Below are 12,047 nucleotides of genomic sequence, written 5' to 3'. Positions count from 1 at the left end.
GTTTATTTAGCTGGGTTTTTGTGGGGTAAGCATTCATGCGCACCCAATTATTGCCTGAGTGAGCGGCATGACGCCCTTTATGGCTACCCGAGCAGCAGGCAAAAAAAATCCCACAGCCCCGAAAGGCGGTGGGAGAAACTAAGCGCACCCGGTTAAAGTACGCTCAAAGGTTCAGATCAATTACGAATTAAGCTGGAACAGCGACATCTGCGACATATCGGTGAAGGTCTTGTAAGACGCCTGCAAGGCCGTCTGCTGCATGGTGTAGCTGGAGATCGCCGAGGTGTAGTCCACTTCAACCAGGTCACTCATCTGCGACGCCATAATGGTGTCACGATCGTCGCCCTGCGCATCCAGCGTATCCAGTTCAGCCAGCTTGGTTCCCACGGCAGAGCGCACGGTCAACACATTGTTGAGTGAGTTGCTCAAGCCACGGTTAGTCTTGTCCAGTGCATCCTGGAAGGTCTGTTTAGTGGCATCATCAGCGTTATCCTGCGGGACTTTTAAAGCGGCAATTGCGCTATCCAGCATATTAAACAGGTTGGTTTCGCTAGGATCGCCGTTAGGCTCGGCTTTTGCGTTGCCAGTGATCGACATAAAGACCGAGTCGCCGGTATCACCCACTGTCATCGTGCGGCTGGAATCCACTTTCTGCGAAATGGCCTCGTTGCCGCCGGTATAGGTCACGCCGGTGCCAGAATCCGTGAAAGGTGCCGTATCGGTTTTGTAGCCGGCAAAAATGTAGCGGCCGTTGCCATCCTGGCTGTTTGCCTGGTTGAGTAACTGCGAACGGATGCCTTCTAACTGGGTGGCAATCGACGCGCGGTCATCATCACTCAGCGTACCGGTAGAACCATAAACAATCAGCGTCTGCGCATCCTGAATGCTGCCAGTGACACTGGAGAGCGCATTCTCTTCCATCGATAGACTCTGATCGGCGAAGCTGCGCGCGGTGGCATACTGGCTACTTTTTGCCTGTGACTGCGACAGCACGACCGAACGTGAAGCAGCAATCGGATCGTCAGAGGGATTGTTAACGCGCAGGCCGCTCGAAAGCTGCTCACCCACTTTTAACCAGGAAGCCTGGGAATCGGTAATTCCGCGTACCTGCTGGTTAAAAATCATATTAGTACTTAAACGCATGGACTTTTATCCTCTCTGCTTAGCCGCGGATGTTCATCAGCGCGCTGAAAATGGTGCTCGCTGTTTGCAGCACCTGCGCATTTGCCATGTAAAATTGCTGATACTTGGTCAGGTTGGCGTACTCTTCATCAAGGTTAACGCCCGATACGGATTGCTGACGATCGGTTAACTGATTGACCACGTTTTCCTGAGTGGTGCTGGCTGTCTCCAGCGAGCTGGTTTTGTTACCCACGGTGCTCACGATACTGGCGTAGGCTTGAGCAATGGTGGCATTGCCGTTGACCAGGTTAGCGTCCTGCAGATCCAGCATTTTTTGCGCGTTGGTGTTATCGCTTTCGCCGCTGGTGGCTGACGAGGCTGCTGCAATTTGCGACTCATCGGTAATCGCCACCGTCATGCCACCGATCACGTTCTGTACCGGTTTCACCAGGAAACTATCTTTTGCGCTCGCGCTACCGCTCACAGTGAGATCGAGACCATCAAAGCTCAATGTGGTATTGCCGCTGCCATCTGTTCCCTGCGTCGGGGTAATTTTCACGTTGTCCGACATGCGCGTCACAGACCAGTTGCTGCCGTCATAGCTCACGGTGTAGTTCGAGGCTTTTAACGCACTGCTGTCAGACCAGACGGCGCTGACGGTTGCGCTGCCGGTATTCTTGCTATTGCTGACCACGGTAGGACTACCGATGGTGAAGAAATCGGTACCCTTGTCGCCGTTACTGTCGTAGCCCTGAGTCTGCACCGCGTTGAAGCTGGTGGTGAATGCAGCAGCCAGTTGGCCCAGCTGATTCTGTGCGGTATCCAAATCCTGAGTACGGAATGCCAGTAAACCGCCTAGCGATCCGGTGGTCAGGGTTTTTTCCGGAATTTCGACATTACCCGCCAGCTTATCGACATAGCCCACAGTGGTGCGCGAAGGATCGCTGCTGGATGGCATTGCCACCAGCTGCGTGGTGTTTTTGCCGTTAACCAGCGTGGTGCTGCCCATGGAAACCACATAGCTCCCATCCTGCTGCGACACGCTGACGCCAACCACGTTATTCAGGTTATTTACTAACTGATCGCGCTGATCGAGCAGATCGTTAGGCGCCGCGCCACCGCCGGTGGTCAGCTTCGCAATCTGCGTATTAAGATCGGCGATCTGTTTGGTATAGGTATTAATCTGGTCAACGCTGGAGCCGATGTCGGTATTGACGCTGCTCTGCATATTGTTGAGATACTGCGCGGTGGTCTGGAACTGGTTAACCAGGCCTTGCGCATAACTCAGCATTGACTGGCGTGCCGACGGATCGTCCGCGTTGCTCACCACGCTCTGCACATTGGTGAAAAAGTTCTGGATCGACGTCGACAGGCTGGTGGTCGAGGTTGACAGCAAATCATCAATATTGGAGATCTGCGAGTACTGGGTGTTTACCGCGCTGTAGTTGGCGCTTGAGCCGCGCAGCTGTGCAGTAATGAACTGATCGTATTCACGTTGGACGCCGGTCACGTTGACACCATTTCCGTAGTAACTGCTGCCGGAGAGCGTGCTGTTGGCCTGGCTTAACAAAATAGTCTGACGCGAATAGCCCGCTACCGTGTAATTGCTGATGTTATTACTGGTGGTGCTTAATGCAGCCTGTGCGGCGCTCAGCCCACTCATCGCTGAGTTAATTATGCTGGACATCTCGGTTCCTTAATTTCCCGTTAACCGGGCTGGCAGTCATCAGTGCGATTGCGCGGGCGGAGAACGCCCGCGGCATGTGATTGTTATCGGCGTGCTTAAGTGAAACTTGAGGGCAAAAATCAGAACAAATCGGTGATATCGTTGCTGTACGCCTTCACCACTTTTTCGCCCATGTTTTTGAATTGTTGGATCATTCCCACCAATTTTTGCGCATACTTAGGATCGGTGGCGTAACCGGCGGCCTGCAGAGCACGGGCGCCCTGCTCGGCGCTTGGCGCATTCGCCACGGCGGCATAACGCGGATTACTGGAAAGCAGTTTGACGTAGTCGCTGAGCGCTTCCATATACGAACCATAGACACGGAAGCTGGCGCGCACTTTTTTCGCTTCGCCGCCTTCATATTCCGTGGTCATAATATCGGTGGTTTGCCCCTTCCAGTCGCCGCTCGCCTTGATGCCAAACACGTTGTAACTCGGTTTGCCATCGCGCGTCAGAATCTGACGCTGGCCCCAGCCTGATTCCAGCGCGGCCTGCGCCAGAATCAGGTGATGCGGAATACCACTCTTCTGGCTGGCAACCTGAGCAGGCTGCGCCAGCTGCGCGATAAAGTCGCTGCTGTCACTGGGCAAACTGCTCGGTGAAACTGGCAGACGTGGCACCGCTTTACGCACCATCTGCTCGAGCTGACTGGAGGGCAGATTGCTATAAATGAAGCTGTTATCCAGCTTCATCGGCACCGTGCCCGCCGTTTCGTCTGGCTCCTGCGCGGGCTGCATCTGTTTAACGATCAGATCCGCCATCCCCAGCCCGCGTTTCCCGATCTCCTGCGCAATCTGCTGATCGTACATTGAGGTGAAAAGCCGCGTCTGGTCATTGCTCAGCATGCCATCCTGCGGCAGCGCTGCGCGCATGCTCTTCATCATCATCTGCACAAACATCCCTTCAACCTGCTTTGCCACCTGCATCGCCTTCCCTTTCGGATCGGCGGCGGCTTCACGTTTTAGGTCGTTCAGTGAGCGGCTGTCATAGGCCGCATTCATCAGCGATTGCGTGTCGGTCATCAGATAATTTCCAGTTTGGCGCGTAAGCAACCTGCGCTTTCCATCGATTGCAGAATCGACATCAGATCAATCGGCGATGCACCGAGCGCATTAAGCGCACGCACCACGTTATTGAGGTTGGCGCTGGAGTTCACACGCTGTAGCGCGCCACCACTCTGACGCAGATCGATCTGGGTATTGTTGGTCGTCACGGTCTGACCACCGGCCAATGGCGTATCAGGCTGACTGACGTTCTGCTGCTGATTGACGGTAACCGACAGATTGCCCTGCGCTACGGCACAGGTGTTCAGCGTCACTTCGCGATTCATCACCACCGAACCGGTACGTGAGTTGATAATCACCTTGGCATCTTCCAGCGGTACCGAAACATCGAGGTTCTGAATCTCTGCCAGCAGTCGTACCTGCGAACTGTTATTTGGTGAGACGCGAATCTGCACGGTGCGCGCATCCAGCGGCTGCGCCGAGCCGATACCACGGCTGTTGATCGCGTCGGCGATACGCTGCGCCATGCTGAAGTCTTCATTATTCAGCTGCAGGTTAATGGTGTTCTGGCTACCGAAGTTGCTCTGCAGTTCACGCTCCACCGTAGCGCCGCCGGTAATACGGCCACCGTTGAGCTGGTTAACCTGCACGCTGCTGCCGCCGGCCGATGCACCGGCACCACCGACCAAAATGTTGCCCTGCGCCAGCGCATACACCTGGTTATCGACGCCTTTCATCGGCGTCATCAGTAGCGTACCGCCGCGCAAACTTTTGGCGTTACCCAGCGAGGAAACCACCACGTCGATGTTTTGCCCCTGACGCGCAAACGTCGGCAGCTTGGCGGTGACCATCACCGCCGCCACGTTTTTCAGCTGCATGTTGGTACCCGCAGGTACCGTAATACCGAGCTGCGAGAGCATGTTGCTAACGGTTTGCGTGGTAAATGGGGTTTGCGTAGTCTGGTCACCGGTGCCGTCGAGGCCCACCACCAAACCGTAACCAATCAGCTGGTTATCGCGCACGCCCTGCACCGAGGTGAGATCGCGGATGCGGTCAGCATGTGCCATTACGCTGAAACCGAGCAGCAAGCCCAGGCTCAGGCGGAGCAGAGTCGTCATAGTCATTCTTACTACCTCTTACATCGGCGAGACGTTCAGGAAGAAACGCTGGAACCAGCCCATCGTCTGCGCTTCATTGATATAACCATTTCCGACGTACTCAATACGTGCATCGGCCACCTGTGTAGATAACACAGCGTTGCTGGCGCTAATGGTGCGCGGATTTACCACACCGGAGAACCGGATAAATTCGGTGCCCTGGTTAATTTCGATCTGTTTCTCACCCACTACGCGCAGGTTGCCGTTCGACAACACCTGATTCACGGTGACGGTGATGGTGCCGGTAAAGGTGTTATTCGCGGTCGCGCCGCCTTTACCTGCGAAGTCATTTTTGCCATTGGCATCAAGCGTGGCTTTTTCGCCACTCGCACCCAGCAGGCCACTCAGACCGGTTGGCACGCCCGTGACGCCTAAACTGTTGCTGCCATCGCGGCTGGCGTTGGCGGAGGAGCTTTTGCTGGCGCTGACGTTTTCCTGCAAGGTGATCGTCAATGTGTCGCCAATATTGCGTGGACGGCGATCCTCAAACAGCGGCTGATAGCCGTAGTTCAGCGGTGCGACGCCCTGAAAAATGGAACCGTTCACCACCGGCGGTGCGGATGGCGTCGGCTCAGCCGTTGTCGATCCTTGTACCAGTGGCGTGCGCGGTACCAGCACACAACCGTTAAGAGTGAGTAGCAGCGTGGCTACCAACCAATGACCAGGCTTGAGAATCACTTGCTTCGCCACGGAGTTCTGACCTTATTCATGTTGCTTAATCAGGCCAGCTAAGCTGGCCCAACGACACCAGCCTTATAGCTGGGTTAACTTCGCCAGCATCTGATCGGAGGTGCTGATCGCCTTGCTGTTAATCTCGTAAGCGCGCTGCGTTTGAATCATGGTAACTAGCTCTTCCGCCACGTTGACGTTCGAGGTTTCCACATAACCCTGATACAGCAAGCCCGCGCCGTTCTGACCCGGCGTGCTCTGCGTGGCTGCGCCCGATGCCTGGGTTTCCTGATAGAGGTTTTCACCCTGGCTATTCAGGCCGGCATCGTTCATGAAGGTGCTCAGCGTCAGCTGACCAACCTGCGCCGGGTTAGTCTGGCCCTGCTGCGTCACGCTCACCACACCATCACGCGAGATGGTGATGCTGGTGGCATTGGCCGGAATGGTAATGCCCGGCTGCACCGGATAACCGGCGTTGGTGACCAGCTGGCCGTTCTGATCCACCTGGAACGAACCATCACGGGTATAGGCTGAGGTGCCATCCGGCATCTGCACTTCGAAATAACCCTGGCCGTTGATCGCCACGTCTTTCGAGTTGCTGGTCTGCGACAGGTTACCCTGCTGATGCAGACGTTCGGTGGTGACGGGACGCACACCGGTACCGATCTGCAGACCTGACGGCAGCGTGGTTTGCTCCGACGACTGCGTGCCCGGCTGACGCAGGGTTTGGTACATCAAATCTTCGAATACCGCGCGCGAACGTTTAAAGCCGTTGGTGCTCACGTTCGCGAGGTTGTTGGAGATGACGTCCATATTGGTTTGCTGAGCGTCAAGACCGGTTTTGGCGATCCATAAAGAACGAATCATGGTGTTTTCCTTACGCCTTAGCTGCTCATGTTGAGCAAGCTGTTAGCTTTTTGTTCGTTTTCATCGACGTTGGAGATCACTTTCATCTGCATCTCAAAACGTCGGGCGTTGGCGATCATATCGACCATGGTTTCCACCGGCTTGACGTTACTGCCCTCCAGCACGCCAGGCATAACGCTCACCGTGGCATCATTGGCCAATGCGGCACCGCGCGTGGCCTGCGCTTGCTGGGTTGGGCGGAACATGCCGTCATCACCGCGCTGTAACTCTTTGGCAGTGGCACGTACCAACTTCAGTTTGCCAATCTGTACCGTGGCGTTAGGCGCATCGCCGGCGTTACGCGAGGTGATGGTGCCGTCTGCCGCAATCGTCAGTTCGGAGCCTTGCGGTATGGCGATTGGACCGCCATCGCCCATCACGGGATTGCCCTGAATGGTCAAAATACCGGTTGAGCTGATCTGCATGTTGCCGTTGCGGGTATAAGCTTCAGAACCGTCAGCGGTACGCACCGCCAGCCAGCCGTCTTGCTGTACGCCCACATCCAGCGCACGGCCGGTGTTGTCCATCGCGCCGGGCGACATATCAGCGCCCGGCGTTGAAGCGGCAACCAGGGTACGCGTCGGCAGCGACCAGCCACTGACCGGCACGGCGCGCAACGCATTGAGCTGAGCACGGAAGCCCGGCGTTGAGGCGTTGGCGAGGTTGCTGGCGGTAACCGATTGCTGATCCAGTGTCTGACTGGCCGCGCCCATCGCGGTATATATTGCGTGATCCATAAAGCAATCCCGTTAGCGAATTAACGTAAGTTAACCAGGGTGTTAAGAATCTGGTCCTGAGTTTTGATGGTCTGGGCGTTAGCCTGATAGTTGCGCTGGGCCACGATCATGTTGACCAGTTCCTGGCTCATATCGACGTTGGATGCTTCCAGCGCGCCTGCCGTCAGGGAACCGTAGGTGCCGGTGTTGGCTAAACCGATAGCAGCCTGACCTGAAGAGCTGGTAGCGGACCAGACGTTGTCGCCTTCTGACTTCAGGCCTTCCGGGTTGGAGAAGCTAGCCAGCACAACCTGACCCAGCAGTTGGGTTTTCTGGTTGGAATAGGTACCAGTGATGGTGCCGTCATCATTGATGGCGTAGCTGGTGAGATCGCCCGGTGCGTAACCATCTTGCGTTGGGTTACCAAAGGTGGTGGTGCCGGTGTTCTGCTGCAGGCTGCCGGCCATACTCAGGGAGATAACCTGCCCCGCAGCTGCGCCGTTGCTACCATCAATGGTCAGATTTACGCTGGTTGCGCCAGCCGTGCCGCCCAGGCTGGTCATATTGCCGCTGGCGTCGAAGCCCGCTGCAAAATCACCCGCACTTTTACCGGTGGTGGAGTCAATAGCATGCACCGACCAGGTATTATCCGCGGTTTTGACGTAATACAAATCCAGCGCGTGGTCGTTACCCTGCGAGTCATACACGGTCACGGTGCTTTTAGCGTTATAGGTATCCACGTTAGAGGCATCGAATTTAGTGTCATCCAGCGCGGTGCTGGTGGAGTTCAGGTTAGCCACCTGCGTCGCGGTGCCAGTGGCACGGGCTGACATCTGGGTAGTCGGTACGCTCAGCGCCACCGGGTTAGCACCGGTCTGAATGGTTGGCGGCGTGCCGGTTGCCGGATAACCGGTGACGGATAAGCCTTGGGTATTCACCAGATTACGGTTTTCATCCAGCGTGAACTGGCCGTTACGCGAGTAGTAAACCGCGCCGCTGGTATCGGTCATACGGAAGAAGCCGTTACCGCTCAGTGCCACGTCCAGACCACGACTGGTGGTGGTGGTGGTACCGTCGTTAAAGTTCTGGATTACCGCGGCAACTTTAGTACCCATGCCGACGTTTGAACCGGCAAACATATCGGCAAACGAGATGGTGCTGGATTTGAAACCGGCTGTGGCGGAGTTGGCGATGTTGTTACCGATGACGTCGAGGTTACTGGAAGCAGCACTCAGACCACTCACCGCTTGTGAAAAAGACATAGTATTTCTCCTGCTAAAAGGTTAATCAGAGAATCTGACGAATTTCATCGAGGGTTGCGGAGCCCATAGTGCCGAGATCCAGTTTTGCGGTGTCATCCACGGTGCTCACGCCATTGACGTAGGCATAGTTCAGCGGTTGTGCCACCAGTTGGGTGCTGCCATTGCTGGCGGCCAGTGAAACGGTATATTTGCCATCCGGCGCGGTGCTGCCGTCGGTCAGGGTGCCGTCCCAAGAGAAGGTATGCACGCCCGCGGTCAATGCGCCCAAATCGATGGTACGAACCGTGGTGCCGCTGGCATCTTTAATGGTGGCGGTTGTGGCGGTGGATGCGCTGCCAAGCTCCACACCAAATGGCGTGGTAGTGCCGCTGCCCACCAGAACCTGGCTTCCTTTGACCATTACGCCATGGCCAATCAGGGTCGCACTCTGCAACGATTGGCTTGAGCTAATCTGTCCGGAAATTGAACCCAGCGTGGTATTCAGCTTTTCAATGCCACTCAGGGTATTGATCTGTGCCAGCTGTGTTGTCAGCTGGCTGTTATCCATCGGATTGGTGGGATCCTGGTTTTTCAGCTGCGTCACCAGCATGGTCAGAAACTGATTCTGCAAATCTTGCGCGCTGTTACCCGTGCTCGAACTGCTGGAGGAGCTCAGTACCGTGGGGTCCAGTGACTCGTTAACACCTACTGCAATGCCCATCATGTCTCTCCGTTATTGACCCATGGTGAGGGTTTTCATCATCATTGACTTCACCGTGTTCAGCACTTCCACGTTGGCTTGATAGCTGCGCGACGCTGACATGGTGTTAACGGTCTCAGACACGACGTCAACGTTCGGCATCTTGACGTAGCCTTTCTGATCCGCCATCGGATTGCCTGGGTCATACACCAGTTTTGCCGGTGTCGGATCGTCAACCACGCCGGCGACTTTCACGCCGCCGGTAGCTGCGCCCTGCGCCGCATCGGTCTGGAAAATCACCTGCTTTGCCACGTACGGCTGGCCATCGGGCCCGGTTACGCTGTCGGCGTTCGCCAGGTTACTGGCGCTGACGTTGAGGCGCTGAGATTGCGCTGTCATCGCAGAACCGGCGATATCAAAGATATTCAGCAATGCCATGCTTATTGCCCCTGCAGTACGCTCATCATGCCTTTGATCTGGCTACTGATGAGGGTGAGATCGGTTTGGTATTTCAGGCTGTTATCAGCAAACTGCGTACGCTCGCGATCCATATCCACGGTGTTGCCATCCGCGGCGGGTTGATCGGGAATGCGGTACATCAGATCCAGTGACGGCTGAGAGTTGGTTTGCGCTTCAATGTGGCGTGAGGACGTCACATTCAGCGCCAGGCTGCTGCCTTCGGCGCGACCGTTTTGCATCACCTTGCTCAGTTGGCTGGCAAAGTCGATATCCCGGGCCTGGTAACCCGGGGTATCGGCGTTGGCAATGTTTGACGCCAGAATTTCCTGACGCTGAGCACGTAGGTTTAACGCTTCAGTACCAAATCGCAGCGCGGCATCGAGTTTGTCGAGCATGCTTCCTCCGCGAATGAGAATTTCGAGCTGACAGCTTAAGTGGACAAAAGCAAGGGTGATCGTCTGAATAGCAGCAAAAATGACGGCTATTTTTGACATTGATTTTTTTGCGCAAGGCGTAGACTCAGTGCCATCTTCTCGTCAGGAGGCGTTATGCGCAGATATTCCACCTTGCTAACCACACTTTGGCTGGCACTGGCGCTACCCAGTCATGCTGCGGATCTCACCGCACAGTTGACGCAATTTTTTAAAGCGCGCGACCCGCAACATGCCGCCGGTATGACGGTGGTGGTGCGTACACCGCAGGCGCAATGGCCAAGCTGTGAAACCCCGGAGTTGCAGCTGCCGGGCAACAGCCGCCAGTGGGGCAACATCAGCATCGCCGCCAACTGCGATCAAAATCGGCGTTTCTTGCAGGTGCAGGTGCAGGTCACCGGCCAATATCTGGTGGCGAGCCGTCAGGTAGCGCGCGGCAGCAATCTCAGCCCGGCGGACGTGCGTCTGGAAACCGGCCGCCTGGATGAATTGCCGGCACGCGCATTGATGGATAGCAGCGGCGTCATTGATGCGGTAGCGCTGCGCGATATCCCGCCAGGACAACCCGTGACCGCGACCATGGTGCGTCAGCCGTGGCGGGTGAAAGCCGGTCAAAATGTGATGGTGGTGGCGAGCGGAAACGGGTTTAATGCCAGCAGCGAAGGACGTGCGCTGAACAACGCCAGCGCGGCCCAAATGGTGCGCGTGAGGATGGGAAATGGTCAGGTTGTCAGTGGTCGCGTCGACGCGGATGGGAATATTCTGATATCGCTATAAAGCGTTAAAGAACCCTGTTGTTCTGCCGATAGAGATATCAACAAAGACATTACCCTATGCTGACTCAGTTGGCTGACCCCCAACTGACCTTACAGGAGCCTTACCATGAGCATCGACAGAACGCAGCCTACTAACCCGGTTAGCACTGTTCAAACACGCGACAACAACGATAACAGCGGCAAAGTGCGCCAGAGCGCCACGCCAGCAGCCAGCACTACCAGCGAAAGCGGTGCGGAAGTGAAGTTGAGCACTGCGCAGGCGCAGCTGATGCAGCCTGGCAGCAAAGATATTAATACAGCGCGCGTTGAGCAGCTGAAAACGGCCATTCGTAATGGCGAACTGAAAATGGATACCGGTAAGATCGCCGATGCGCTGATCGCCGATACCAAGGCGTATTTAGAGGGTAACTAATCCCAATGGACAATCTGCTGATCACCTTAGATAAAATGCAGGACGTGCTGGCTTCCCTTACCGTGATAATGGATGAGGAGCAGCAGCAACTTTCTGCCGGCCAGGTTAATGGCAACATGCTGCAGCGTATTTCCGAAGATAAAAGCGCGCTGCTGACGACGTTGAATTATCTGGACGAAATGCGCCGTAATACCGAGAAAACCCTTGGTACGCAGGCGCCCTATGGTGATCACAGTGAACGCGAGATCCGCTGGACACGCATTCAGCAGCATACGCGCCGCCTGCGTGATACCAACACGCATAACGGGATTCTGCTGCAGCATCAGATTGGCTTCACCAATGAAGCCCTGGCGGTGTTGCGACCCCATCAAACTCAGGCATTTTACGGCCCGGATGGTTTAGGTAAAGGTCAGGCGACCTTAAGTCGTAAAGGGTAAAAACGCTGTTCGTGGCGTAATATTGCGGGTTTGATTAAGGCTGCCATCTTGCGGGATGGCGGCCTTTTTGTTTTGCTTTTAGACAGAACGCATGAGAGATAAATAGCAGTCGGGCGATTATTTTGGGCAGGCATCCACAGCGCTGAAGGAGAAAGGAAGCCAGCATTTGCCCGCAGGACGCGGGCAAAAGGCTCAGCCGGGACAAGGAGGTCCCGTCTGAGCCGGTCCGTCAGGCTGACGTACGACGTGAAGGTACCGCGCAGCGGCGCGAGGACCGCCGGGCCAAAATAA

14 protein-coding genes are annotated in these 12,047 nt (G+C 55.8%); 3 read left to right on the top strand and 11 right to left on the bottom strand.

Annotated elements, in window-relative coordinates:
• Positions 1-180: 180 nt before the first annotated feature.
• The 11 genes from flgL to flgB all read right to left on the bottom strand — a co-directional run bounded on the left by flgL (position 181) and on the right by flgB (position 10,095).
• Positions 181-1,143, bottom strand: coding sequence for a flagellar hook-associated protein FlgL (gene flgL / locus AC790_RS05155; RefSeq protein ID WP_049851095.1), 963 nt, complete (start codon positions 1,141-1,143; stop codon positions 181-183).
• Positions 1,144-1,162: 19 nt separating this feature from the next.
• Positions 1,163-2,809, bottom strand: a complete 1,647-nt coding sequence (flgK, locus tag AC790_RS05150; RefSeq protein WP_049851094.1) for a flagellar hook-associated protein FlgK — start codon at positions 2,807-2,809, stop codon at positions 1,163-1,165.
• A 119-nt stretch (positions 2,810-2,928) separates the two neighbouring features.
• Positions 2,929-3,870, bottom strand: coding sequence for a flagellar assembly peptidoglycan hydrolase FlgJ (flgJ, locus tag AC790_RS05145; protein WP_049851093.1), 942 nt, complete (start codon positions 3,868-3,870; stop codon positions 2,929-2,931).
• The gene (locus AC790_RS05140; protein ID WP_007885796.1) at positions 3,870-4,976 is read right to left on the bottom strand and encodes a flagellar basal body P-ring protein FlgI; all 1,107 of its coding nucleotides are present in this window, start codon (positions 4,974-4,976) and stop codon (positions 3,870-3,872) included. The genes flgJ and AC790_RS05140 overlap by 1 nt, the downstream gene beginning before the upstream one ends.
• 12 nt (positions 4,977-4,988) lie before the next feature.
• Complete coding sequence (locus AC790_RS05135) at positions 4,989-5,699, bottom strand: flagellar basal body L-ring protein FlgH (RefSeq protein ID WP_049851092.1); 711 nt, start codon at positions 5,697-5,699, stop codon at positions 4,989-4,991.
• Between the two features lie 63 nt (positions 5,700-5,762).
• Positions 5,763-6,545, bottom strand: a complete 783-nt coding sequence (gene flgG / locus AC790_RS05130) for a flagellar basal-body rod protein FlgG (protein ID WP_007885801.1) — start codon at positions 6,543-6,545, stop codon at positions 5,763-5,765.
• A gap of 17 nt (positions 6,546-6,562) precedes the next feature.
• Complete coding sequence (locus tag AC790_RS05125; protein WP_007885802.1) at positions 6,563-7,321, bottom strand: flagellar basal body rod protein FlgF; 759 nt, start codon at positions 7,319-7,321, stop codon at positions 6,563-6,565.
• 20 nt (positions 7,322-7,341) lie between these two features.
• Positions 7,342-8,562, bottom strand: a complete 1,221-nt coding sequence (gene flgE / locus AC790_RS05120) for a flagellar hook protein FlgE (protein ID WP_049851091.1) — start codon at positions 8,560-8,562, stop codon at positions 7,342-7,344.
• Between the two features lie 25 nt (positions 8,563-8,587).
• On the bottom strand, positions 8,588-9,262 hold the full coding sequence (gene flgD / locus AC790_RS05115; RefSeq protein ID WP_049851090.1) for a flagellar hook assembly protein FlgD: 675 nt from the start codon (positions 9,260-9,262) through the stop codon (positions 8,588-8,590).
• Between the two features lie 12 nt (positions 9,263-9,274).
• Complete coding sequence (gene flgC / locus AC790_RS05110) at positions 9,275-9,679, bottom strand: flagellar basal body rod protein FlgC (protein WP_049851089.1); 405 nt, start codon at positions 9,677-9,679, stop codon at positions 9,275-9,277.
• A 2-nt stretch (positions 9,680-9,681) separates the two neighbouring features.
• Positions 9,682-10,095: a flagellar basal body rod protein FlgB gene (flgB, locus tag AC790_RS05105; RefSeq protein WP_007885812.1), complete on the bottom strand. Its 414-nt coding sequence runs from the start codon at positions 10,093-10,095 to the stop codon at positions 9,682-9,684.
• A gap of 153 nt (positions 10,096-10,248) precedes the next feature.
• Between flgB and flgA the strand changes: the two genes are divergently transcribed.
• From flgA to flgN, 3 genes are all read left to right on the top strand, one after another.
• Complete coding sequence (gene flgA, locus AC790_RS05100) at positions 10,249-10,908, top strand: flagellar basal body P-ring formation chaperone FlgA (protein WP_007885817.1); 660 nt, start codon at positions 10,249-10,251, stop codon at positions 10,906-10,908.
• Positions 10,909-11,013: 105 nt separating this feature from the next.
• A complete protein-coding gene (gene flgM, locus AC790_RS05095) occupies positions 11,014-11,319 on the top strand; it encodes a flagellar biosynthesis anti-sigma factor FlgM (protein WP_007885819.1) in 306 nt (101 codons plus the stop codon).
• Positions 11,320-11,324: 5 nt separating this feature from the next.
• On the top strand, positions 11,325-11,756 hold the full coding sequence (gene flgN, locus AC790_RS05090) for a flagellar export chaperone FlgN (protein ID WP_007885821.1): 432 nt from the start codon (positions 11,325-11,327) through the stop codon (positions 11,754-11,756).
• Positions 11,757-12,047 lie beyond the last annotated feature (291 nt).

This window comes from Pantoea sp. RIT-PI-b (assembly GCF_001187905.1).
GTDB lineage: Bacteria > Pseudomonadota > Gammaproteobacteria > Enterobacterales > Enterobacteriaceae > Pantoea > Pantoea nemavictus.
Note: the sequence above shows the minus strand (reverse complement) of the source record. Positions and strands in the feature narration are given on the sequence as shown.